This window comes from Sungkyunkwania multivorans, from assembly GCF_042675645.1.
Classification (GTDB): domain Bacteria; phylum Bacteroidota; class Bacteroidia; order Flavobacteriales; family Flavobacteriaceae; genus Sungkyunkwania; species Sungkyunkwania multivorans.
Window position 1 is genome coordinate 964050 of the sequence record NZ_JBHTJH010000017.1, and the last position, 25421, is coordinate 989470.

Genomic DNA, 25421 nt, shown 5'->3' on the forward strand with positions numbered 1-25421 from the left:
ATTACTACAAAGACGGCTTGTTTACTTTGTATTTTTGTCGTGAAAAGCAGAATTGATATTAGATGACCAAACTAAGTGTAAATGTCAACAAGATAGCTACCCTAAGAAATGCTCGGGGTGGGAATGTTCCCGATCTTGTAAAAGTTTCCATGGACATCGAGCGTTTTGGAGCTCAAGGAATCACCATTCATCCAAGACCAGATGAACGTCATATACGATATAAGGACGCCCGGGATCTGAAGAAGGTCGTTAAGACCGAGTTCAACATAGAGGGAAATCCTATAGATAAGTTTGTAGACCTTGTTCTTGATCTAAGACCAACACAGGTGACCTTGGTGCCCGATGCTGTGGATGCGATTACTTCAAATGCTGGTTGGGATACCATAAAGAACAAGGACTTCCTAGTCGATGTGATCAGCGAGTTCAAACGCAACGATATTCGTACCTCTATCTTCGTGGATCCAGACCTTAAGATGGTTGAAGGAGCCAAGGCAACGGGCACTGATCGGATTGAACTCTATACCGAATCCTACGCCATCGAATTTCAAAAAGGGAATGAAAAAGGGATCCTTCCGTATGTGGAGGCCGCCAGATTGGCCAATGAGCTGAAGCTTGGTATCAACGCTGGTCACGACCTTAGTTTACAAAACATAGAATTCTTTGCGAAGAAGATACCTGGCCTCTTAGAAGTGTCCATAGGGCATGCATTGATATCAGAGGCGCTGTATCTTGGGTTGGAGAATGTGGTGAATCTTTACTTGGACAAATTGGAGCTGGACTGATGTTGTTGTATTCGAATATCATAGGCGAGGGATCTCCGCTCCTAATTTTACACGGTTTTCTTGGGATGTCGGATAACTGGAAGACCCTAGGCAGAAAGTTCGCTGAGGAAGATTTTGAGGTGCATTTGATCGACCAGCGAAATCACGGGCGAAGTTTTCATCATGTGGATTTTAACTATGAGCTATTGGTCGAGGACCTAAAATATTATATCGATCACCATCAACTTTTAAAGGTGAATCTGCTGGGACATTCTATGGGCGGAAAAACAGCCATGCTCTTTGCTGCCACCTATCCCGATCGTGTGGATAAATTGTTGGTCGCTGATATTGCACCGAAATTTTACCCTACGCACCACCAACAGATATTAGCGGGACTTTCGGCTTTGCACCTTGCTGATTTAAATAGTAGGAAGCTTGCAGACGAACTGCTTTCCAATTACGTTTCTGAATTAGGTATCAGGCAATTTTTACTTAAAAATCTATATTGGAAAGAAAAAGAACGACTAGGATTGAGGGTCAATATAGAGGCACTTAAAGAACATGTTCACGAAGTGGGTGAGTCATTGCCTATTGGGTCGGTCTTTGAAGGGGATACGTTGTTTTTAAGGGGTGATAGGTCTGAATATATTATAGCCTCTGATGAAACTGGAATTAGACAGCATTTTCCAAATGCGGTCATTCAAACTATCGAGAATGCTGGACATTGGTTGCATGCGGAAAACCCAATAGCGTTCTCAGCACATGTGTTGCAGTTTCTAAATCGCTAAGGACTGGCACAACTTGTAATATACAAATGAGACGCTGTGCCAAACATTGCGATATTGGGATTTTATCTTAATATTGGCGTTCTCAAAAAATACCATACTAAATATTCAATTTCGACATATTATGAAGAAACAACTTTTGTTAATGGCCATCGTACTCCTTAGCGCTTTGGCTTATGCTGGTGGATACCGTGTTGCGCTTCAGGGACAGAAGTCGCTTGCCATGGGGCATACGGGTGTCGCTGTTGTCAATAATGCCGAGATCGTGTTTTTCAATCCTGCGGGAATGGCATTTTTAGGCCAGAAATTCTCTGCGAGTATCGGGGTTACCCCGATCTTTTCTAATATACGATTCCAAAACGAGGAATTTGGATGGTCTACAGATGCCGAAAACCCTGTCGGAACTCCCTTTTATGCATATGCCACATATAAGATAAACGATCATATCAGCGCTGGCCTTGGGATCTATACGCCGTACGGAAGTGGGGTCGAATATCCAGCCAACTGGGAGGGTTCTCATCTATTGAACAGTATTGACTTGGCCGCTATTTTCGTGCAACCATCTATATCGATAAAACTTAGCGAAAAGTTGAGTATTGGTGGGGGTCCTATCTTAGCTTTAGGGAATGTCAATTTTAATCGCAACCTGAACAGGACACTTACTGATACCAATGGAAATAGGGCCAGTGTGTCCATTGAAGATAGTGGTATAACGGCATGGGGATACGCGGCTGGGGTCATGTTTCGTCCATCAGAAAAGGTTACCTTAGGGATAAATTATCGTTCAGAGATCATTATGGAGGTTACCGACGGGAAGGCCGATTTTGAAAATATTCCTTCCAATCTGGAGAGTACGTTCGCAGATGGTACATTTTCGGCTGAACTCCCATTGCCAGCAGAGTTATCCCTTGGAGTATCATATCAAATTACCACAAAGTGGCTTGTTGCTATGGAGATAAACAGGACATTTTGGGATGCTTACGAAAACTTAAATGTATTCTTTAGCAATGGCAGGGCATCGTTCAATCCGAGGAATTATCAAAATTCATCTGCATATCGCTTTGGGGTGCAATATGATGCCAATACAAAATTCACCTTCAGGGCAGGGTACTACTTTGATGAATCTCCCGTTCAGGAAGGTTATTTTGCTCCAGAGACTCCTCGGAACAACTCTGATAACTTCACCGGTGGTCTCACGTTCAAGATCAATAACAAATGGGCCATCGATGCTTCATTCTTGTTCATTCACTTTGACGAGGTGGATGCTTCTTATGACTTTTTCGATACGGACGGTGAAGCGGGAGCTCCTTTTGATTATGTACCCTTTGGAGGGACCTACAAGAACAATGCCTTTATTCCTGGTATTGGTATAAGCTATAGCCTTTAGTCTAACTACTTTAGAAATTTACAACGATGAATCATTCAAAATACATAAAGATCACGCTAGTTTTTACCATCGGACTCGGTCTTCTCTCCTGCGAACCAGAATTTGTCAACGAGGTACGAGACGGTGTTCAATACACCAGTGGAGATGCCGATTTCACCACCTTTGTTGCCTTAGGAAACTCTTTGACAGCTGGTTTTGCTGATGGTGCTTTGTATATAGATGGTCAACAGAATTCCCTACCCAATATCATGGCGGATCAATTTTCGCTCGTAGATGGCGGCGTCTTTGATCAACCATTAATGGCGGATAATCTTGGCGGATTAAAAGTTGGGGGAACTCAAGTGAGCGATAATAGATTGGTGTTGCGATTGAATCCCGATGGAACACCCCAAGGACCGGTGATATTGGAAGGCGATCCTACAACGGAAGCGACCAATATTCTAACAGGGCCGTTCAACAATATGGGGGTGCCAGGAGCAAAGAGCTTTCACTTAGTTGCAGACGGCTATGGGACATTAAATCCGTATTTTGGTAGATTTGCTTCAAGCGCAACGGCCTCTGTGCTCGATGATGCTTTGGCCCAAGACCCCACCTTTTTTATGCTTTGGATAGGGAATAATGATGCTTTGGGATATGCGACATCTGGAGGTGACTTGGCATTGGACGAGCTTACGCCCGAAACAACTTTCAAGGCGGCTTACGATGCCGTTGCAGGAGCATTGGCACAGGCGACGGAGGGTAAGGGTGTTGTGGCCAATTTACCTGATGTGACTTCTATTCCTTACTTTACAACCGTTCCTTTTGCACCACTGAGTCCTTTGGATCCAAATTTTGGACCTCAGATTCCAACATTGAACGCTACATTCGCTGAACTAAACGGTGCCTTCGCATTTTTGGGTGTTCCAGAGCGTTCGATTCAATTTTCTGAAACAGGCGCAAGTGCCGTTGTGATCAAAGATGAATCACTACCGGATATTTCTACGGCACTGACCCAGACATTGCAAGTCGGAGGTTTGGATGCCACGACTGCTGCCGTCTTTGGGATGCTCTATGGGCAGACGAGGCAGGCGACGGCCGATGACCTTATGGTCTTGCCCAGTTCAAGAGTCATTGGTCAAGCAAATACAGATACGATTCAGCAATTGATTTCTCTGGGGCTTCCACAGGCGACTGCAGAACAATTGTCTATAAATGGCGTCACCTTTCCTTTAGAAGACAAGTGGGTGCTACTTCCTTCAGAACAGGAAGAGGTCGCTTCTGCGCACGCATTCTATAATCAGGTGATCGCCGATGCGGCGAATGGTTTGGATCTTGCCTTTGTCGATGCTAGGGCGCTATTATCACAGGTTGCCAATGGGGGTATAGCCATCGATGAAGGAGTTGTCACTTCAACCTTTGCCAGTGGCGGAGCATTCTCATTAGATGGTGTGCATCCGACCGCAAGGGGCTATGCTTTAACGGCAAATGCCTTTATAGATGCGATCAATCAAAAATATGATGCGACGATTCCCAAGGTAAATCCAGGAACCTTTACCACGATCTTTGTTGAATGATCGTAAGCTACATTAGATGGTATGAGAGACCTCAATTATTTTGATAAAAAATCTAATCTCGATAATTTCTTCACTTGAACTATTCAAATTTGGGTGAGGGCTGTACTTTAAGAATGACTCGCTATTTTTTGTATCTTAGATTTTAAACAGACCGACCATGAAATTTATATTGAAACTGTTACTTACGGCGCTCATTGTGGTAGCGTTATCTAAATTATTGCCTGGAATCTTTGTAGACGGATACGTAACTGCCATCATTGTGGCATTGGTTCTAGGACTTCTCAATTTTATCGTGAAGCCCATCCTGATTATCTTGACCTTGCCAATCACCCTACTTACTTTGGGGCTTTTTCTGCTTGTTATCAATGGTCTCATCATCGTTATTTGCGATAAGTTCATCAATGGTTTTTCGGTTGAGAACATTTGGTGGGCCATTTTGTTCAGCTTGCTTCTTTCGATAGCCCAGTCCATCTTTTTTTCACTGCTCAAGGAAGAAAAAAAGTAGTCTAAAATACAGAAGGTCGAAATACTTGGCTGGCAAGCAAAAAAGTGGTACTTTTGCATGCCAAAATTTGAATGTTTTAAATGTTAGATTCATGAATATCACAAGAGAGAATATCGATGCCCTAAATGCTGTTGTAAAGGTAGATATCGCAAAAGAAGACTACTCTGATAAGGTAGCCGAAATTCTTAGTAACTATCGCAAGTCTGCTAATATTCCTGGTTTCAGGAAAGGTCAGGTTCCAATGGGGCTGGTGAAGAAGCAATATGGCAGAGCGGTGATGGTGGATGAGGTCAATAAACTACTTCAAGATTCCTTGAATAAATATTTGGTCGAAGAAAAACTCGACGTATTAGGAAATCCACTTCCAAAACCACAGGACGATATTAACTGGGATGCTGATGATTTCTCTTTTGAGTTTGAATTGGGTCTTGCGCCGAACTTCGAAGTTAAATTGAAAGGAAAGAAGGCCATTACACAATATCATATCGTTGCCGACAAAAAGATGGTCGACGAGCAGGTAGAGCGCATTCAAAAACAATATGGGAAGTTGGTGAGCAAAGATGAGGCAGCCTTGGGTGATGAACTCACAGGTACTTTTACCAATAGCGAAAAGGGGATTGATAATACCACCACAATTTCTTTGGATAAGATCAAAGGAAAGCGAAACCAGAATAAATTTGTTGGCGCCAAGGTCGATGACGTGATCACTTTTAAGACCAAAGGGTTGTTTGCAGATGATCATGATCTGATGCAAGCGCTAAAAGTATCACATGACGAGGCACACGACCTAGATATTGAGGTGACCTTTACGGTTAGCGAGATCAATACCCGCGAACTAGCAGATCTGGACCAAGAATTATTTGATAAGTTGTTCGGTCCAGGAAATGTGAAGTCGGTTACCGAACTTAAAGAGCGAATCAAGGCTGATGCCGAGCGACAGTTTGCACAACAGGCAGAACAAAAGCTTTTGAATGATGTTACCGAGTACTTGATCGATAGCACCAAGTTTGATCTACCAGCAGAATTTTTAAAGAAGTGGATCAAAGCAACTGGTGAAGAGCCTTTAACAGACGACCAGGCAAGCGAGGAGTATGAAAAGTCAGAGAAAGGGCTTCGCTATCAGTTGATCGAAGGAAAATTGATCCAGGAGCATGATCTTCAGATCAAATTTGAGGAGCTGAAAGCGTATGCGATGGAAATGATCAAAGGACAGATGGCGCAATTTGGCCAGTTGAATCCTGCAGAAAAGGAACTGGAGGACATTGCAGCACGTATTCTTGGGAATCAAGAAGAAGTGAAACGATTGTCCGAGCAATTGATGAGTCAAAAAATGCTCTCACTTTTCAAAGAAAAAGCAAATTTGAAGGTAAAAGAGATCACTTACGAAAACTTCGTTAAAGAAGTTTATGGCTAGGATCTTTAAAAAATAATTGTACTATCTTTAAGGCGTTAAAAACAATCGTTTTTAACGCCTTTTATCGTTTAAAAATCTTAAAATTCAACATGAATTACAGTAAGGAATTTGAAAAATATGCGACCGGTCATCATGGGGTGAGCAGTATGTACTATGATAAGATAGTGAGCTCTATGTATCCCGTTGGCCTAACTCCAAATATCATTGAGGAGCGCCAGATGAATGTTGTGGCGATGGACGTGTTTTCACGTTTAATGATGGACCGCATCATCTTTATGGGCACCGCTATCAATGATCAGGTGGCCAATATCATTCAAGCGCAATTATTGTTCTTGGCCAGCGTGGATTCGTCCAAGGACATCAGTATCTACATCAACTCTCCAGGCGGTAGCGTGTATGCCGGACTTGGAATTTATGATACGATGCAATTCATAAAGCCAGATGTTGCTACGATATGTACTGGAATGGCTGCCTCGATGGGGGCTGTATTACTATGTGCAGGTGAAAAGGGAAAGCGTTCTGGTCTTACACATTCTAGGGTGATGATACATCAACCACTAGGAGGTGCTCAGGGACAGGCCTCCGATATCGAAATTACAGCGAGAGAGATCCTGAAACTAAAGGACGAATTATATCAGATCATCGCCAAGCATTCGGGCCAGACATTCGAAAAGGTCTATGATGACAGTGATAGGGATTACTGGATGAAAGCTGAAGAGGCCAAGAATTATGGCATGATTGATGAGGTTTTAATTAGAGATTGAGAAGCGATTTATATAAAAAAAGGATAGCATGTCGAAAGAAGAGTTAGAATGTTCATTCTGTGGGCGTAAGAAGCCAGAGACCAATCTATTGATTGCTGGGCTGGACGCGCATATATGCGACCGGTGTATTGAGCAAGCCCATGGGATTGTTTTGGAAGAATCAAAACAATCAAAGAACACTGAGCTTTCCTCTGAACTTATTCTTAAGAAGCCTCAAGAGATCAAGGCATTTTTAGATGAATTTATCATTGGGCAAGAGGCCACCAAAAAAGTGATGTCCGTGGCAGTCTATAATCATTATAAAAGATTATTGCAGCCCGCCAGCAATGATGACATAGAAATTCAAAAGAGCAACATAGTAATGGTTGGCCAAACTGGTACAGGAAAGACCCTAATGGCCAAGACTGTCGCAAAGATGCTCAACGTCCCTCTGGCTATCGTAGATGCTACCGTGTTGACCGAGGCAGGTTATGTCGGTGAAGATGTGGAAAGTATTCTAACACGCTTGCTTCAAGCGGCTGATTACAATCTCGAAAAAGCAGAGCGCGGTATCGTTTTTATCGATGAGATCGATAAGATCGCACGAAAAAGCGACAACCCATCGATCACTAGAGATGTATCTGGAGAAGGAGTTCAGCAGGCATTGTTGAAACTCCTAGAGGGAACCGTGGTGAATGTACCACCAAAAGGCGGTAGAAAACATCCAGATCAAAAGTTCATCGAAGTAAATACCGAGAATATTCTCTTCATAGCTGGGGGTGCTTTTGATGGTATCGATAGAATTATCACCAAACGTTTGAATATGCAAGCTGTAGGATATATCGCTTCGATAAGCGAGGATGCGGTCGATCAAGATAACCTCTTGCAGTATATCATCCCAAAAGACCTGAAAGAGTTTGGGTTGATTCCTGAGATCATCGGTCGTTTGCCAGTATTGACGCATATGAATCCTTTAGACAACAAAACACTAAGGGCAATTCTTACCGAACCAAAGAACGCGATCATCAAACAGTACGAGAAGCTCTTCGCTATGGATAACATAGACTTTAGCATCACCGATGGCGCCTTGGAATATATCGTAGAGAAAGCTGTGGAGTATAAGCTGGGAGCCCGAGGGTTGAGGTCGCTCTGTGAGACCATCCTTACCGATGCTATGTTTGAAATGCCTGGAAATGATGAGACCATTTTAAAAGTGACCAAGTCGTACGCAGAGCAGAAACTTACCAAATCTGCCATTAAGAAACTCAAGGCAGTCTCCTAGCGAAAGAAGAAGTATTCGTTAATATTGTATCTAACAAGCGAATAAACAAAGAGGCGTTCATTTTTACATGAACGCCTCTTTTTGTCTATAGATTGGTTTGGTTGGTTGTCTATGGTTGTAAAATCACATGTTTAGCACAACAAACTCTACACGTCTATTCTCTTTATGCATCGTTTCATTGCAGCCTTTCTTACAGGTATGTACAGGTCTTGATTCTCCGTGTCCTACTGCAATGATCCTATTCTGGTCGATTCCTTTAGAGATAAGATAATCCAAGGTAGCTTTTGCACGTTTTTCTGAAAGTGTCTGATTGTAAGCATCGGTACCTCTCGCATCGGTATGCGCATCTATCTGGATATTCATCAATGGGTATTGATTCAGAATATTGGCAATTTTATTTAATGTCAATGTAGACTCGTCCTTGATATTGGCCTTGTCAAAATCAAAATAGATCTGTTCTACTTCGATGATGGTCTTATCAGCTAGGGACACGATCTCCGCATCTTTTTGCTCCATCTGTAACGCTTCTTCAAAAGTATGGCGGTCACCTCGATCGCTTTCAAAATAGGTCTTAAGATCCTTATAGCCATCTTTGGAAGCCTCTATGGTATACGAGTTGTAAGGAATGATACCTAGGTCGATATAACCGTTTTTGTCGGTCAGGGCCTCTCTCACCACTCTTCCATATGCATCCTTTACCAACACCTTGGCATTCGGAAGTGGCATGTCTGTATTAAATTCAACAGCTCTCAATGTAAGTCTTTGTGTAACACGCTCTCTTACAAAATGATAGATGTCGTCACCACCTTTTCCACCATCTCTATCAGAGGTGAAGAAGCCGGTAGCCGTGAGGTCCATCATAAAGGCGATGTCATCAGACACACTATTGATGGAACTTCCCATATTTACTGGAAAATTATATGTGCCATCATTGGTGATCTTACTTTCAAAGATGTCCATACCTCCCATATTATAGTGGCCGTCAGATGAGAAGTATAAGGCTCCATTGTCTTCTGCTATATACGGATATTTCTCGTCTTTTGTGGTGTTGATGTTCTTTCCTAGATTGATAGGCTTGGAGAACGTACCGTCTTCTTGCATCACTACTTTGAAAATATCGTAACCTCCTAAAGTGCCTGGCATATTCGAAGCAAAGTACAAGGTGTTTTCATCGAGTGAAAGTGCAGGATTTTCGTAAGTGAACCCATCTAGATTGAACTCCATCTTTTCGAAATTGGTCCATTGATAATTTACCAATTCTGCTCTGTAGATCTTTTGCTTATAGTCATCCGCTTCATCACTTCGACTAAAAAATATGATCGACTGGTCTCTATTGAAGGTCGCGTCCGCTTCGTGCTCTTGTCTTGTGTTTAAAACCCTTGAAAAGTTCTGACTCTTTAAGGCTTCTCCGTAAAAGTCGATCTCAGCACAATAAAGGTCCTCAAAACCTTCGCCGGTCCTTTTATCTTTTTTAGCGTAGAATGCTCCGATTTTCTTTGAAGAAGCATAAATGAGCTTCTTGCGGAAGAAAGAAGTGCTGTGCTCACCATATTTGGTGTTCACCTCTAGATTCTTTACGTTGTATTTGAATCCGTTTGGATCCAATTCTCGGATGATCTCGGCGCTAGCGGAAGGGGCATAGACACCAAAAGGACTCAACGTTGCTTCTGCAGTGAATTCCTGAACGGGTCCTTGGGCAAATAGGGTAGGTAAACTTGTGACAATTATTGCAAGGGGCAGTGCAACGTTTAAGAGGAAATTCTTCATTACTGATTAAAAATAAAGTTATTGGTTATAAGTGCGTTGTAAAAGTAAGAGTTGAAAAGTCCTTTCACTTTTTTATTTGATTAACATGAAAAAAATATCGATGAAATGCACATGCCACCACATAAATTTATGGTTTCACCACAAAAAAGAAAAGGTTCACCACATTTTGTAAGAAAATACTTTAAAAATATAATGAGATAAGAAGTATCAAGGATGCTCGTAAAAAAACAGCCTCAAAACGTTGATTATCAATTAAGTATTCATCGCGAGAAGCTCTTCGAGATGCTCTCTTGTATTGGACAACCTAGGAATTTTGTGTTGTCCTCCCAGTTTGTCTTTTTGTTTTAGCCAATCGTAGAACAAACGACTCCTTGCAACGTGAATCTTAGGGGTGTTCAACGTCATATTGTTGTAACGTTTGGCTTCATAATCCGAATTTAAGGATTGTAGCGTAAGATCCAGTTGATGGGTAAATGCGCTGAGATTCTCAGGCGGCGTTCTGAATTCTATCAACCATTCGTGAGCGCCTTTTTCTCGCCCTTTCATAAAGATGGGTGCGGCCGTATAGTCGATGATCTCAACGGCGGTGGAGCGACACGCTTTTTTGAGGGCTTCCTCTGCATTTTCAATGATCAACTCCTCGCCAAAAACATTGATATGATGCTTTGTGCGCCCAGTTACCTTGATTCGGTAAGGGTCGACACTGGTAAAACGAACGGTATCGCCGATCTGATAACGCCATAGGCCAGCGTTTGTAGTGATGACCACGGCATAGTTCTTTCCGATGACGACCTCACTTAATGGAATTACCTTCTGATCTTTCGAACCATAGGTCTCCATGGGGATAAATTCATAAAATATACCATAATCGAGCATTAACAGCATCTCATCAGAGTTGTTGCGATCTTGGATCGCGAAGAATCCTTCAGACGCATTGTAGATCTCATAATACCTGAAGTTTTCCTTGGGTAGTAAGCGTTCGTACTGTTCGCGATAGGGATTGAAGTTTACGCCTCCATGAAAGTATACCTCTAAATTCTCCCATACTTCAAATAGATGCTCTTTACCTGTTTCTTGCAATATCTTGTTCAGCAATACCAACATCCAAGAGGGAACGCCAGCTAAGCTTGTCACATTTTCGTGAATGGTCTCATTGACGATGGCATTCATTTTACTTTCCCATTCGCCCATTAGAGAGACCTTGTGGCTCGGAGTGCTACTCAATTCAGCCCAAAACGGCAAATTGTCGATAATGATCGCTGAAAGATCACCGAAATAGGTGTTATTGTCTTCGTACAATTCCTTACTGCCACCAAGTCGAAGACTCTTTCCGGTGAACAGCTTGGAATCTTCATTATTGTTGAAATAAAGCGAAAGCATATCCTTCCCAGCTTTGAAATGACAATCTTGCAGCGATTCCTCGCTCACAGGGATAAATTTGCTCTTAGCGTTGGTGGTGCCGCTAGATTTTGCAAACCATTTTATTGGCGTGGGCCAAAACAGATTCTGTTCTCCTTTGCGACTTCTATTGATGATGCCCTCGATATCTTCATAAGTGCTTACCGGGATGCGCTCGGCAAAAGAGGCGTAGTTGTTCATGGAATCGAAGTCGTACAATCGACCCACTTCAGTATCCTTTGCCGCGGACAACAGCTGGTGCAACAGCTCTAGCTGTACCTCGTTCGGGTACTTTATAAACAGCTCAATTTGATGATACCGTTTTTTAAGAAACCAAGAAACGATCGAATTGAATAAGGGTATTGGCATGTTGGTCTAGGCTTATTTGGCAAAATTGCAAAAAGATTGTGTACGGGAAAAAGTTTTTTTACATTCGTTTAAAGCGTTTCGATTAATAAAAATAGCAAAAAAGTTGAAAGTATGTTTACAGGGGTTCTGACCAAGATGACCACAGAAAATGCAAGTCCTATCCAGTATTATTTAGATATGGGAAGTGATTTCATCAATATGAATCAACTTTTAGATAGGGAGATCGCCATCTCCTTTGAGCGTTTCGAATGCCTTAATTGCCATCTCGAAAGACCGATATATCGCCAAGGCTTCTGTAAAAGCTGTTTTTTTGAAATTCCCCAAGCGGCTGATTGGGTGATGCGACCAGAATTGAGCAAGGCGCATCTAGACCAAGAAGACAGGGATCTTGCCTACGAAAAGAAGGTGCAGCTTCAACCCCATATTGTCTATTTGGCCAATAGCAGTAGTGTAAAGGTAGGGGTCACCAGAAAATCTCAGGTTCCAACGCGTTGGATCGATCAGGGCGCTCACGAGGCCATTGAAATTGTAGAGGTGCCTAACAGATATTTGGCAGGCATCACGGAGGTCGCACTTAAAGAACATATCGCTGACAAGACCAATTGGAGAAAAATGCTCACCAACTCGGTTGAAGATGAAGATCTTGTTGTACAACGAGATCAATTGAGGCAATACATACCAGACGAAGCTAAGGATTACTTTATAGAGAATAATTCGGAAACCAATTTAGAGTTTCCCGTATTGCAGTATCCCGAAAAGGTGAAAAGCCTAAGTTTGGATAAAACCCCTAATTACAGTGGCGTGCTCAAAGGTATCAAAGGCCAGTATCTCATCTTTGAGGATAATACCGTCTTTAATATTCGTGCCAATGAGGGCTATGTGGTCTCAATCTCGGTGAATTAGATCAGCCACCGATCTTTATCATGCTCCGATTTTGTGAGTGCGAATCCATGTTTTTGAAATCTTCCAAGGTCTCCATTCCATTGCGAACGGCGCGTTTTGCCAGGATCGTCTTCTCAATGATAGGAACGATCGATCTACCCGCTCTCATTACGGAAAGCAGGTCGGTCTCCGCAGTTGAAAATAAACAGTTCTTTAATTGTCCATTGGCCGTCAAGCGAATACGGTTGCAACCATCACAAAATGGGTTGGTCACAGAACTGATAATAGCAAAGTCTCCTTTAAAACCCTTTATTTTATAGGCTTTTGTGGTGTCGTTTGGCGCATCTTCAAGTTTTAGTATCTCGTCTTGGCCAAAAGCTGCATCAACTCGCTCAAGGATTGTTTTCAAAGACACCAATTTGTCAAAATTCCAACGATTTCCATCAAAGGGCATAAACTCTATAAAGCGAATGTGCAGGGGTAATTTCTGGGTCAAATTGATGAAATCGATAATTTCGTCATCATTGAAGCCCTTCATCAATACGCAGTTCACTTTTACCTGAAAGCCTTCTTCCAAAAGAAGCAAAATGTTGTCATAGACCCTTTTGAAGTAATTCCGTCGTGTAATTTTGGTATTTTTCTCAATGTCCAATGAGTCAAGACTCACATTCAAACTCTTGATGCCACATTTTTTGAAGGTATCTATAAATCTGTCCACCAAGACACCGTTGGTCGTAAGGGTAAGCCGTACTGGAAGGGTGGCTAGTTTTTCGAGAATGACATGGGCATCTTTTCGCACCAATGGCTCACCGCCCGTTAGTCGTATCTTCGTTACACCATGCGCCACGAATTCTTTAGCGATATCAAATATTTCCTCGTAGCTCATTATATGTGATTTCGGAGATAGTTCTATACCTTCGGCAGGCATGCAATAGGTACAGCGCAAGTTGCATCGTTCGGTGATCGATATCCGAAGATAGTTGTGTTCTCTACCAAATTTGTCCTGTAAAATACTCATGATTCCTCGTGTCTTGCTCCTTTCAAAATTCTAAAAACATGTAAAACGGATGGGAATACGGCTTCCATCGATTCTTTTGCGCCATTTGTGGATCCTGGCAAAGCCAGAACCAGCGTATTCCTAATGGTGCCAGCCAAGCTACGCGATAACATCGCATACGGCATACGATCCTGGCCATACGATCTAATGGCCTCCTCAATACCAGGAATGTTCCTATCTATCAAAGGCAATAAGGCCTCTGGGGTCACGTCGCGTATCGACAGACCCGTTCCTCCAGTAAAAATGATGAGGTCCGCACCTTTGCCTTGATAGTCTTTCGCTTTTTGTTGAATGATATCCTTTTCATCGGGAATGATAACATAGTCCATGATCTCCACCTCACATTCCTTTAATTTTGAAATGATGGCCTTTCCAGCCTTGTCTTCTTTCTTTCCTTCAGAAATGGTATCCGAGCAAACGATGACCGCGGCTTTTAAGTCTCGCCTGAAACGATCTTTGTAATCAGATTTTCCACCTTTCTTGTTCAGCAATTTTATGTGGTGGATCTCCACGCCCTTGTCAATGGGCTTCAACATATCGTACATGTTCAAAGCGACAACGCTTGCACCGTGCATGGCCTCGACCTCGACACCGGTTTTATATATGGTCTTAATGGTTACGAGCACTTTGATCTCCAAATCATTTATTTCGTAATCGATCCCTGTGTACTCGATAGGTAATGGATGACAATCGGGGAGCAGTTCGGGTGTTTTCTTAACGCCCAAAAGACCTGCGGCCTTGCTCATTGCAAAGACATCGCCTTTGGGAACGGTATTGTTTTTAATTGCCTCAATGGTAGCCATTGTACTGACTTTTACAATGGCTTGCGCCGTGGCAATTCTAAGGGTCGTTGTTTTATGTGTGATGTCAATCATAATGATGAAATTTCAAATCTCAAATAACAATGTGTCAAGTTTTGTTACTTGAATGATGCATCTTAGCTGTTCACTTTCCATTGATGGGAGGTATCCTCAAATAGTTCTTTCCCAAAGACCGGAACGTCGGCCTTGATCTTTTCCACAACAAACTCCAATGCCTCGAAGACCACCCGTCGCCTCGGCGAAGAGACAAAGACAAAGAGGCAAATTTCTCCAACGGCTACTTTTCCAAGACTGTGATAGATGTGCATACAGGTAAGCTCGAATTTTTCGAAGGTAGCTTCGCGAATCTCATGGAACTTCTTGTTGGCCATCTCCTCATAGGCCGAGTATTCGATCGCTGTGATCGTTTTTCCATCGATCATGTCGCCCCTCACCTGTCCCAAGAAGATATTATGAGCTCCGATGCTGGTCTTGCTTTGGTGTTTGGCGATGGATCGTCCAATGAATTCTGAGGTGATCGGGCCTTGGACAAATACATTTTTAGGTTTCTTTTTTTCCATTGTTTGCTAATTTCAAAATGGGTTCTTTCTCTAGATCGACCGCGCCTCCCCTGAGATTGAATACTTTTCCAAATCCCTTTTTTTGAAGGATCTCAGCTGCTTTCTTGCTTCGAACTCCTGTTTGACATAACAGGATAATTTCTTTCTCTTTATCTAAATCATCGAGCTTCTCTTCTAATTGTTGAAGCGGGATGTTTATCGCCGATACGATCCCTACTTTTGGCATTTCGTGCGCTTCCCGAACATCGACGAATAGGGTATCTTGCTTCTTTAACGCCTCGAAAATCGAAATCTCTTTGATGCTGTTATTTCCGCAGAACAGCTCATAATTTTGAATATGAAAATTATTGGCGGTACGCTTCACCTTTGCTATCTCAAGGTCATTTCGCTTTATGGTAAATGTCGAAGTTTGGGTGGTCATCGTATTGTAAAGTAACATTTTACCACTGAGAACTTTTCCAATGCCCAAAATCATCTTTATCACTTCGTTGGCTTGCATGCTACCTATGATCCCAGGAAGTACGCCCAAAACTCCAATATCGCTACAGTTCGGTACGCTTCCCGTTTTTGGAGGAGTTGGAAACAAGCAGCGATACGAAGGGCCACCTTTAAAATTAAAGACCGATACCTGACCTTCGAACTTATAAATAGCTCCGTAGATGAAAGGTCTATTGGTGATAATGCAGGCATCGTTCACCAAATACCTGGTGGCAAAATTGTCCGATCCATCGATGATGATATCATAGTTTTCAAATAGTGAAATGGCATTTGTCGGTGACAATTTCTCTGGATACGCATTGATCGTTATTTCGGGATTAAGATCTTGTAACCGATCCTTAGCTGCCAACGCCTTGTTCTTACCAAGAACATCCTCACCAAACAATACTTGACGCTGAAGGTTGGAGCGTTCCACGACATCAAAGTCGACAATGCCAAGGACGCCGATCCCGGCGCCGGTGAGATATTGAAGTACTGGGCAGCCCAAACCGCCAGCTCCAATGACCAAGACCTTGGCACGGTTGAGCCTTTGTTGTCCCTGCTCGCCAATTTCTTCTAACAATATGTGTCTGCTATATCGATTGTTCATAATTATTTTATCCTCCTGCAAAAGGGGGTAACAAAGCGATTTCTGTTGGTTCTTCTACGCTAAAAGTGTCTCCGACGAGCTCTTGCGCAACGGCAACTTTAAATTCGATGTTTTCTAGCGCCACATATCTTTTCTTTAGGTCATCGATCAATTGCGAGACTTGGCATGGTGCCACCTCAATGATGTCCTCGTCAGTATTGGTTGCTTCGGCAACCATCCCAAAATATTTAATAGTCAGTTGCATGTGCTTTTTTCTTTAATATGTTGTTTCGCCAGCTCCAGTTCCGTAGGCGTATTAATATTGAATGTTGCCCAATGATCTTCTTCAGGTAATACGATATCTTCGGTTTTTAAAACGTTGGTGAGTGCCAAAAGTCTTCGTTCGCCTTCATTTAACAATTCCAGACATTTACTAGCACATCGCTTTTTATAAGTGGCGATCAACGGCATCGTTTTGCCATTGGATACAAACTGTACGATGTCCTTTTGTCCGTTTCTATATGACAATAACTTTTGAAGTAACGATGTTGTTATTATTGGGACATCACAGCTCAACACCAAATTGTTTTCAGTTTTCGAATGAAGCAGTCCAGAATAAAGTCCGGCCAACGGCCCAGCATCTAGGAGGACATCATCGATCCTTTCAACACCAAATTGGTCATAAACCTCATCATTACCTACAATGATGATCTTTGAGACAAGTGGTTTCATAGCCTCTAGTACATGCTGAACGAAAGGTTTCCGGTTGAGTAAAACGAGTCCTTTTTCGCTGCCCATTCGTGTGCTTTTTCCTCCTACGAGGATGATTCCTGTAATATCGTTGCTCCTCATTTTAAATTGTAAAAAGTTTGACGACCGCAATGACCAAAACTCCAGCCAACATATATCTCAATACTTTTTGATTTATTCTTTTACTTCCCAAATAGCCTCCCAAGACACCACCTATGAGTGCTATTCCAACAAGGATGAAAGCTTGTGCATCGATGGTAACTCCGCTAATCAGTTGTCCGGCCATACCAGCTGCGCTGTTCACCCAAATAAATAGTGCCGACACTGCGGCTGCCTCTTTCATCTTACCCCAATGTAACAGAATGATGATGGGAGTAAGAATGATACCGCCACCGATTCCGATGAGACCCGAAAAGAACCCGATCAAAGCGCCTACTAAAATTCCTTGCCAGATGTTAGCCTTTACAACGGATTCGCGTTCTTTTCCAAAGACATTGAGCATTTTTAAAATGGCAAATATTAATAAGACACCTAAAACCTGTTTATAAACACTCGCTTCAACGGTCATCATCCCTCCCACGAAAGCTGCGGGTATCGATGTGATTCCAAACAAAAGGAATAACCGCTTGTTAAAGTGCCCTCCTTTATAATAATAATAGAAGGAAGCTGCCGCCACGAACAAGTTGAGCAACAATGCGGTTGGTTTCATATTTTCTGGCGCAATTGAAAACAAAGCCATCAGCGCCAAATAACCACTGGCACCGCCATGCCCAACACTTGCATACAGAAAAGATACGATCGGCAACAGAAGGAGAAAGAGCCACCAAAGCTCAATACCATCTATCATGACCAATCGATTTTTTTCATTTCAGCATCCAGAAAATCCCAACATCCTTTGTTGATAGTTTCAAAGGCTGTGATCATTTTTATTCCATATGATGTAATTGTGGCGCCCCCACCACCTTTACCACCGGTCGTTGTTACTGCTACTGGTTTTTTTGCCGAACGATTGATGCTATCCAAAAGATTCCATGCTTTCTTGTATGACATGCCTAATTGGGCAGCGGCTTTGCTAAGTGAACCTTCTCGCTGGATGGCTTTTAATAGGTCTATTCGGCCTTCGCCTAAAAAGACACCATCAGCGGTCTCAATCCAAATTCTACTTTTGATCTTATAGCTCATGCCACTCGTTATAACTTTAAAGATACAACGGTAGTTTCAAAATATGAAAAAATAGAAGCTGTTTTATACGGAATTATGGGATTTGTATAATTTCTATTTCTTGATTTTTCGCAATTTCAAAGCGGTCTTCCGGAATGTATGCCAGTGCATTGGCCAGCGCAAAAGATCTCAACATAGAGGAAGCTTGTCCATCTAGAATCGTAACAGTACCATTGCTCACCTTTGCCTTCAGAAACTGCCCGCGATCTCCTTTCTTTGTATAGGCCGAAGAGATTCTAGCCTTGGTCCGAGGTAAATGGTGGGCGGGATGCCCTGAAAACTTTAATAATGCAGGTAGTACATAGATATAGAAACAACTTAATGAGGCCGCTGGATTTCCAGGGAGCGCAAAGATGAGTGTGTTCTCTTTCTTTCCGAAAAACAAGGGTTTTCCTGGTTTCTGCTTTACCTTATAAAAGATCTCCGCTACCTTCAATTCATTTAGTGCTTTTCCTACAAAATCATAATCACCTACCGAAATTCCTCCAGAAATGATCACTATATCATTTTGAATGATAGCAGTTTCTAGCACTTTAATTGTTGTATTGAAGTTATCGTCGACGGTTGTTTTCTCTATATCATAAAAACCAAAGTTCTGAAGTGCAGCGATCAGGGCTTTTGAATTACTTTCATATATCTGTCCAAATTTTAGCACGTTTCCTGGCGGAATAAGTTCGTTGCCTGTGGCAATGATAGAAATGGACGGTTTTTGATAGACTTCAACTTCAGTAATTCCCAAAGTTGCAAGAAAACCGATGCCGGCGGCATTCAAATAGGTGCCTTTTTCGAGCGCTATTTCGCCTTGTTCGATCTGCTCGCCAACGGTGCGAATATTTGCATGTGCGACTGGAATTTCGCTTAACGTGATAAGTCCATCGCTCACATCGGTCTTTTCTTGCATCACTACGGCCCTTGCGTCATCAGGAACGGGGGCGCCTGTGAAGATCCGTACCGCCTCGTTTGCTTTGATGCTGGGCATATCGATATCTCCAGCCTTGATCTCCCCTATCACCGAAAATTCTTTTTGAAGCGATGCTATGGCATAACCGTCCATAGCCGATTGTCTAAAAGGTGGCATATTTATAGGAGAGACGATAGCTGTGGCCAAGGTATGGCCAAGAGCCTTTTCTAAGGGAATGATTACCGTTCTTTCGGTTCTGAATATATTTTGCTCTAAAAGTGTCAGGGCCTTTTCTACTGTTATCATTTTGGACATTGTGAGTGATGTCCCAAGTTACGTAGAACTCAAAAAATGACGGATGATATCGAAAGAATATTAATAAATATCTTAGGCTTAAGACAAGCCTGCATCTTTCATTTCCCCGTCGATCGCCTTTTTTATGGCCTTATAGCTTTTGTTCTTAAATAACAGATTGAAGCCAAAGGTAAGCATGCCACTTCCACTTAATCCTTTAACGATCGAACTGACCCTTTTTTTGATCAGTTTTTTATACGCCTTCTCGAAGTTTTCCGAAGCAAAGCTAGGATATTTGGGATAATCTAGCGCGGCATCTGGCCCGTAGGTTGTCGTATCATAGGTTCCATGAAAAGCTTCGATAACACGCATGTCTGGGATGATAGGAAAGAAGCGCTCACCATCTTCTTTTTTAGGAGGAACGGCAAAACAAAAACGCGCTTTGGCCTCTTCCGATGCCTCAACACCTAGCCTAGAAGCGATATTCTCATTCTTAACTGCAAAATAATATCTAAGAAAGCTTTGACAATTTTGTCGGCCTAAATGAAAGTCATGCTCTCTAAAAGATCGGTCCAAGAACCCTGCAAAGCCACTTAAAGGTGCCGAGGCGAGGTCGTTTTTGGCGCGTTGCCACTTCCCATCGACCTTTTCCTTTCGTGTAGGAGCTATTAAAAATTTTGTTCGGTCGCTAAGGGACAAGGCATCGAGAATACCATCTTGGTTGAACATCACTTGATTTCGCAATGCTTTGAACATTCCCTTGGCGATAGAGATCATATCCCTTTTGGCTTCATAAGGGCCAGCAGAATGGTCCTGATTGGGAAAAGGATCCACCATGACAATGGCATGACTTTCCGAATTTTCTTCTTCGATCTCTGGGTTCTTCTCCTTCAAAACCTTGAGTGCAATGCCATAGGGCTCATTGTTGATAAGGCCGCCGTCGATCGAATTGAAGTGATAGATGTCATCCTCGCTAAGGATGGGAGAGATGGCATTTAACCGTTCTTCTCCAAAGAGATACTTTGGATAGCGTTCTAGATAGGTCCGAAAGATTTTTAACTCTCTGGATTTTAGGCCAATCGGAAATGCAGCGGTACTTAATGTGGCGTCTCTCAAGGCTACCACATCTTCAAGATTCTTTAGGTCCATTACATGGTATAATGCGTCCTCTTCTTCAGGCATTCCCCGTTTGAACTTCTCATTGGCGATCTTATATCTAAAAAACCCACCATGACTTGTAATTACCGTCCCAGAATCTCCTTTCTCATCCGAACCATCAAAATCGATCATAAAATTGATGCCGCGAAGATTGCTTATAGTGAGGATCAGGTCAAGGCTTTTCGATACATAGGGCGGATAGGTAGCATTTTCATTGACATCCAAAGAACTATTGGCAATAGCCTCTATCGCCTTGGTATTAAGTAGGGACTCTGGTTTTTCTCTTTTTTTAATGTCGTCCAACTGCAACATTTTTTTTAGCGTCATCCCGTCCTTATCGTCGGCCATTTCTACCCAGCTTTTATAAAATCTATTATTGTTGCCTTCTGGATTGTGCTGGTTAACGGGTTCGTAGTTTTCGTCCAATAGGTTCAATAACGTCAGTGTACCTGTAATACCACCAGCGGAAGCACCACTGATCACATCTATTTCTACGTCGTGCATTGGAATTGAAGGGTCATAGCCAGGATTGCCTATGCCGATATCCCTGTTTTCGGATTTTGCCTTTTCCCACAGGTCTAAGGTTTCGAGCATATAGTCTAAAACCCCGGCGGTATAGGCACCAGCTGAGACAGCACCCGCCATGGTAATACACAGTTTGAATTTTTTGGTAGACATATCAAAATATTTCGTTTTTCGCTCGAATGATCGCATTTATGTGATAATCGATGATCTTTTCCCGACCTTCTTTGGTCATCAGCAGATCCTTGCACTCGGCCTCATTGTCCATAAAGAAATTTTCGGTAAGGATGGCTGGCATGCGCGTCTTTGTCAATACAAAGAATTTCGCTTCTTTGTCAAGGTCACCGTCACTAAAATCGGTTCTTAGTCGTCTGTTTGGAAAAGTTTTTTTGAATTCCTCGCCAAAGATGGTGGCAATGCTATCGCTCTTGGTGTTTCCTGGTGAGGTATATATCTCCGAACCGTGACCACCACCAGCATTTGCGTGAATGCTTAGGTAAAAGCTAACGCTCACCGGATATCTATGGGCCCTATTCACTCTGGTCTGGAGCGTTACATCTCTATATTCCGGCGCTAGGTTTACATAGGGGATCTTCAGTAAGGTCAATTCTTGGATAATACCGTTGACGATCGCTCTATTGAATTCCCCCTCAAAGAGTTGAGAGCCATCTGCCCAAATGGGAGAGCGTTTGCCTGGAGTTTGGTACATTCCATTGATGATTCCGCCGTGTCCGTTGTCGAGTAGTACTATCATAATGATTGGTTTTGATCTACTTAAGATAAGTACTTTAAAGGGAATTTACGGCGCAAATGTGCGAATCTTCAGTAAATCAATCAAGGGGGTTTTTACGGGTATGCCTCAGGGGATGAAAAGTTTAACCGATTGAATGATACTTATCAATACTAGCAACGCTCCCATTACTTTATTCATGCGTTGCGCCACAGTGTGTAACTTATTCTTAATGGCTGCACTGATCTTGCTGTAAAGAAATAAGGTTAAAACTTTTCCTATATAGACACCTAGAAAAAAAATGATAAGAATGATGATCGGGGTATGAACAGATAACGGTACTGCCTTCATGTCGATATAGCTGATCGCTAGTATCCAATAGACCACCACGGGTGGGTTGAGCAATCCTAGGAAGAAACCTATGCCGTATTTGGAGGAAAATCTTTTTTGGATAGTGTCGTTTGCTGTTTTCTGCTTTTTGAAGAACAGTAAAAGACCGATGGCCAATAGCAAAAGGACGATGGAAACCTGAATCCACTGGTGGGTCTCTATAAAATTTGTGAATCCAAGACTACAGTGCAATGCAAAAAAAGACAGTATGATCTCTGCAAAACCAGCGGCGAGGGCGATTTTCATCGCGCTACGTACATCTTGTTTTAGGGTAGTGCTTATGACGGATAAGTTTACCGTGCCTAATGGGATCGCGCCAAAGAAAGTGGCAACGATTCCTATAAAAAAATAACCTATCAAACTCATGCAAGCTTAGTTGTAATAGATAAGAAAACATTACACGCATCTGCTGACAACTAATTTTTTGGGACAGAATCTGTTTTTTTCTTTTTCTTTTTGAATAGGTTATTCAAGAGATTACCGGCAGCATCTTTTACGGGATCCTTCTTATCTTCTTCTTTTGTGGTGATAGAATCTTTAGTTTTGTCGTTTCCACCTAATAAATTCCCCAAGACATCGGTCAATTTATCTTTTCCCTTGTCAATGGCTTTTTGCTTCTTATATTCGATGATCTGGTTGGTGAGATCGGTCACTGCTGAAGTAAGGTCGGTCGTTATTATTGGATCGCCAAAACTTCCGCCAATATTGGCAGTTAGAGGTACGCTTATCTGTTCCTTTTCTTCTTCATTCAATTGCGCGATCAGATTCGCAGCTTCTTTCCCAAGATATTTCGCAGGTACCTTGAAGGTTGCTCGGTAGTCCATGCTTTTGTCAAAACCATGGGAACCACCGACCTTTATGGCGATATCTTTATATTTCAGGTCGAATGGCTTTACATTGACCTTTCCATCAGCGAACGAAAGGGTCGTCTTAAGGCCTTTAAGATCCAATTTGCTAAAGTCTATGAAATTGAGCTTACTATTCAAGGCTTGAAGTGTTGGTGCATTGGCGGCATTTATGTTACTTGTTAAGACCTCGGCAAATGCATCTCCGGAAATGGAATTGAGAACTGGGCCAAAAGAATCATCCAAATTCCCTGAAAGTTTCAAGGTCGTATTGAGCTTGCCCTGCATCGCCTTTGCAATTGGAGACAAGGTTTGAAACAATTCCATCCCATTAAAGGATTGTGCGATGTCAAAAGAATTGACATCCAGACTCATATTGAAGGAAGGCGTGTCTTTCTGGGTATTTACTTCACCACTGAGTGCTAACTGCCCGTCAAAGAGATTTGAGGTGACATTGCTCAGCATCGCCTTTTGATCTTTTAATCGAAGGGTGCCTTTTACGTCTTTAAGGGTTAGATTATCATATAGCACTGTGTTGGCATTGGCATTTATGGTGCAATCCAAAAAACCGGGTATCTTAAGGCTTTCCGTTTTTTTACTTTTCCCCCCATTTTCCTCCGTTTCACTAAATGCGTCATCTCCTTGTTGCATAAAGTCACTTACAGCGAAGGTATTAGAGGAAACATCAAAATTTCCTCTGAGGTCTTTATCGCTAAAAAGAAACCCAAAAAGATTGTTTAGAGTGCCCGTGGCTTTGATATCGCTCTTGCCAGAAAGCGCATCAAATTTGTTGAGGGTAACTTTTTGAGGATTAAAAGTTATTTGGGCCTTGGAGATGGTGATCGGATTAACGATATCCTTAGAGCTATAGACAAAGTCATTAACTTCCGCTTCTCCAGTGGTCTTAATACGCTCGTATCTTTCACGCTCGATGGCGTCCATATCAAAATGGGTGCTTAGATTTGTTGTAATGATTCCTTTCAGGTCTTTCTCTGATGCTGCAGGGTATGCCTTGCAGAAATTTGCGAGATTGATCTTTCCGTTTAGATTTGCATCTACCGTAGGATTTTCCATTAGTTTCGAAACCTTTCCGCTAGATGTAAAACGATCTTGGTCGATACTGAAATCAAGTTGTTCGATATTTAGATAGGTATCTTCGCTTATTCCTGTCTCATTCTTTAATTGTGCATTGATATTGATGTTTTGAACACTCTTGGGAAGGTCTGGATACTTGAACGAAGCATTCTTAGAGGCTACATTGATGTCTAGTTTTGGGATATAGGTCTCATCGATCTTGCCCTTGATGCTTCCATCGACGGTGAAATCTCCTGAGGTTTGTACTCCATTTAGATTTTTTGAATATTCGGCTGGAATCACGGCCAAGAAATTCTTGAAATCCGAACTCGGTGTCTTAAAGCTGATGTCGACTTCCTGGTCATTTTCATTGACTTGAACAAAACCGTTAAATACAAGTGGCAGCTGATTGACAAGCGCTTCGTTCTCTAAAAAGGTATACTTATTATTCGTAAGGTCTAGACCGATGATAGCGTCTAACTTTACACTATTTTTATCTAAATAATTCACCTCATCAAACTCAAATGAGACAAGCGCATCGGTGTGTGTATCCAACGAACCTTCAATAGCAGACAGGTCTCCTTTCCCAGTATGATTAACGTTTTCTAGTAAAAGATCGGTTTTCGAAGCTTCGTCTTGGTAAATGACCGTGCTATTTTCAATACTATAACCCTCAAGAGAAAAAGTGAAGCCTGAGGAAGGCTCAGCCGAATCATCATTTTCGCTCGTATTTTCTTTGGCGATATCATAATTGGCATTACCTAAGGAATCGATGGTTATATGAACAGTTGCTTCAGAGATCGCAACCTTATTGATCGCGATCTGACCGGAACTAAATAAGGCGCTCAATGGCATGATGAGCTCTAATTTCTTTGCGAATATGACCGTATCTCCGTCAAAAACGGCTTTCTTATTCACTAAGGAAAGGTTCTCGATTTGTAAAGATGTCTTTGGAAAGCTGCGGAAAAGGCTAAGGTCGGCATCGCTATATGCAAGTTCGGCATCCAATTGTCTGTTCGCCGTATTCTTTGCCAATGCAACGATGTCATCTTCAAAAATACTCACTAATGCAAATAACCCGATAAGACAAACAAGGATGAATATTCCAATAATTTTCAATGCTTTTTTCACAGCGATGGTTTTTGGTTTATAGGAAAAGAAATCCTTTTGACGATCTGACTTTCAG

At 42.2% G+C, this 25421-nt stretch carries 24 protein-coding genes; 9 read left to right on the forward strand and 15 right to left on the reverse strand.

All coding sequences use genetic code 11. The features are described from left to right. The first annotated feature begins 62 nt into the window (after window positions 1-62). From ACFQ1M_RS15670 to clpX, 8 genes are all read left to right on the forward strand, one after another. The gene (locus tag ACFQ1M_RS15670) at window positions 63-782 is read left to right on the forward strand and encodes a pyridoxine 5'-phosphate synthase (RefSeq protein WP_386409885.1); all 720 of its coding nucleotides are present in this window, start codon (window positions 63-65) and stop codon (window positions 780-782) included. Next, a complete protein-coding gene (locus ACFQ1M_RS15675) occupies window positions 782-1549 on the forward strand; it encodes an alpha/beta fold hydrolase (RefSeq protein ID WP_386409887.1) in 768 nt (255 codons plus the stop codon). Before ACFQ1M_RS15670 ends, ACFQ1M_RS15675 begins: the two co-directional genes overlap by 1 nt. 121 nt (window positions 1550-1670) lie before the next feature. Beyond that, window positions 1671-2933, forward strand: a complete 1263-nt coding sequence (locus ACFQ1M_RS15680) for an OmpP1/FadL family transporter (protein ID WP_386409889.1) — start codon at window positions 1671-1673, stop codon at window positions 2931-2933. Between the two features lie 26 nt (window positions 2934-2959). Beyond that, complete coding sequence (locus ACFQ1M_RS15685; RefSeq protein ID WP_386409891.1) at window positions 2960-4486, forward strand: G-D-S-L family lipolytic protein; 1527 nt, start codon at window positions 2960-2962, stop codon at window positions 4484-4486. Window positions 4487-4643: 157 nt separating this feature from the next. Beyond that, window positions 4644-4991, forward strand: a complete 348-nt coding sequence (locus ACFQ1M_RS15690; protein ID WP_386409893.1) for a phage holin family protein — start codon at window positions 4644-4646, stop codon at window positions 4989-4991. Between the two features lie 91 nt (window positions 4992-5082). Further along, on the forward strand, window positions 5083-6405 hold the full coding sequence (gene tig / locus ACFQ1M_RS15695) for a trigger factor (RefSeq protein ID WP_386409895.1): 1323 nt from the start codon (window positions 5083-5085) through the stop codon (window positions 6403-6405). Window positions 6406-6494: 89 nt separating this feature from the next. Then, window positions 6495-7169 carry an ATP-dependent Clp endopeptidase proteolytic subunit ClpP gene (gene clpP, locus ACFQ1M_RS15700; protein WP_386409897.1) on the forward strand — a complete coding sequence of 225 codons (675 nt, stop codon included), beginning with the start codon at window positions 6495-6497 and terminating at the stop codon, window positions 7167-7169. A 28-nt stretch (window positions 7170-7197) separates the two neighbouring features. Next, complete coding sequence (gene clpX / locus ACFQ1M_RS15705) at window positions 7198-8430, forward strand: ATP-dependent Clp protease ATP-binding subunit ClpX (protein ID WP_386409899.1); 1233 nt, start codon at window positions 7198-7200, stop codon at window positions 8428-8430. 123 nt (window positions 8431-8553) lie between these two features. Here clpX and ACFQ1M_RS15710 read toward each other — a convergent pair whose 3' ends face one another. Beyond that, window positions 8554-10197, reverse strand: a complete 1644-nt coding sequence (locus ACFQ1M_RS15710) for an OmpA family protein (RefSeq protein WP_386409900.1) — start codon at window positions 10195-10197, stop codon at window positions 8554-8556. 252 nt (window positions 10198-10449) lie between these two features. Further along, window positions 10450-11964 carry a GH3 auxin-responsive promoter family protein gene (locus ACFQ1M_RS15715; protein WP_386409902.1) on the reverse strand — a complete coding sequence of 505 codons (1515 nt, stop codon included), beginning with the start codon at window positions 11962-11964 and terminating at the stop codon, window positions 10450-10452. A 111-nt stretch (window positions 11965-12075) separates the two neighbouring features. On the opposite strand from ACFQ1M_RS15715, the gene ACFQ1M_RS15720 reads away from it, so the two are divergent. After that, complete coding sequence (locus ACFQ1M_RS15720) at window positions 12076-12867, forward strand: DUF2797 domain-containing protein (RefSeq protein WP_386409904.1); 792 nt, start codon at window positions 12076-12078, stop codon at window positions 12865-12867. Window position 12868: 1 nt separating this feature from the next. Here the strand turns inward: ACFQ1M_RS15720 and moaA are convergent, their stop codons facing one another. The 13 genes from moaA to ACFQ1M_RS15785 form a co-directional block, all read right to left on the reverse strand. Further along, window positions 12869-13864: a GTP 3',8-cyclase MoaA gene (moaA, locus tag ACFQ1M_RS15725; RefSeq protein ID WP_386409906.1), complete on the reverse strand. Its 996-nt coding sequence runs from the start codon at window positions 13862-13864 to the stop codon at window positions 12869-12871. Continuing rightward, window positions 13861-14778 (reverse strand): bifunctional molybdenum cofactor biosynthesis protein MoaC/MoaB, encoded by a 918-nt coding sequence (gene moaCB, locus ACFQ1M_RS15730; protein WP_386409908.1) that lies wholly within the window; start codon window positions 14776-14778, stop codon window positions 13861-13863. Before moaCB ends, moaA begins: the two co-directional genes overlap by 4 nt. Before the next feature lie 62 nt (window positions 14779-14840). Next, window positions 14841-15284, reverse strand: coding sequence for a molybdenum cofactor biosynthesis protein MoaE (locus tag ACFQ1M_RS15735; protein ID WP_386409910.1), 444 nt, complete (start codon window positions 15282-15284; stop codon window positions 14841-14843). After that, complete coding sequence (gene moeB / locus ACFQ1M_RS15740; protein ID WP_386409912.1) at window positions 15265-16371, reverse strand: molybdopterin-synthase adenylyltransferase MoeB; 1107 nt, start codon at window positions 16369-16371, stop codon at window positions 15265-15267. The genes ACFQ1M_RS15735 and moeB overlap by 20 nt, the downstream gene beginning before the upstream one ends. A gap of 7 nt (window positions 16372-16378) precedes the next feature. After that, window positions 16379-16615 carry a MoaD/ThiS family protein gene (locus ACFQ1M_RS15745; RefSeq protein WP_386409914.1) on the reverse strand — a complete coding sequence of 79 codons (237 nt, stop codon included), beginning with the start codon at window positions 16613-16615 and terminating at the stop codon, window positions 16379-16381. Then, window positions 16606-17202, reverse strand: a complete 597-nt coding sequence (gene mobA, locus ACFQ1M_RS15750; protein ID WP_386409916.1) for a molybdenum cofactor guanylyltransferase — start codon at window positions 17200-17202, stop codon at window positions 16606-16608. The genes ACFQ1M_RS15745 and mobA overlap by 10 nt, the downstream gene beginning before the upstream one ends. 1 nt (window position 17203) lies before the next feature. Next, window positions 17204-17947 (reverse strand): sulfite exporter TauE/SafE family protein, encoded by a 744-nt coding sequence (locus tag ACFQ1M_RS15755; protein WP_386409918.1) that lies wholly within the window; start codon window positions 17945-17947, stop codon window positions 17204-17206. Beyond that, the gene (locus ACFQ1M_RS15760) at window positions 17944-18282 is read right to left on the reverse strand and encodes a winged helix-turn-helix domain-containing protein (protein WP_386409920.1); all 339 of its coding nucleotides are present in this window, start codon (window positions 18280-18282) and stop codon (window positions 17944-17946) included. Before ACFQ1M_RS15760 ends, ACFQ1M_RS15755 begins: the two co-directional genes overlap by 4 nt. A 73-nt stretch (window positions 18283-18355) precedes the next feature. Further along, window positions 18356-19528: a molybdopterin molybdotransferase MoeA gene (locus tag ACFQ1M_RS15765; RefSeq protein ID WP_386409922.1), complete on the reverse strand. Its 1173-nt coding sequence runs from the start codon at window positions 19526-19528 to the stop codon at window positions 18356-18358. 87 nt (window positions 19529-19615) lie between these two features. Beyond that, on the reverse strand, window positions 19616-21352 hold the full coding sequence (locus tag ACFQ1M_RS15770) for a patatin-like phospholipase family protein (RefSeq protein WP_386409924.1): 1737 nt from the start codon (window positions 21350-21352) through the stop codon (window positions 19616-19618). A 1-nt stretch (window position 21353) separates the two neighbouring features. Then, window positions 21354-21950 carry an N-acetylmuramoyl-L-alanine amidase gene (locus tag ACFQ1M_RS15775; RefSeq protein ID WP_386409926.1) on the reverse strand — a complete coding sequence of 199 codons (597 nt, stop codon included), beginning with the start codon at window positions 21948-21950 and terminating at the stop codon, window positions 21354-21356. Window positions 21951-22055: 105 nt separating this feature from the next. Beyond that, the gene (locus ACFQ1M_RS15780) at window positions 22056-22682 is read right to left on the reverse strand and encodes a LysE family transporter (protein WP_386409928.1); all 627 of its coding nucleotides are present in this window, start codon (window positions 22680-22682) and stop codon (window positions 22056-22058) included. Between the two features lie 50 nt (window positions 22683-22732). After that, a complete protein-coding gene (locus tag ACFQ1M_RS15785; protein ID WP_386409930.1) occupies window positions 22733-25366 on the reverse strand; it encodes an AsmA family protein in 2634 nt (877 codons plus the stop codon). Window positions 25367-25421: the final 55 nt, after the last annotated feature.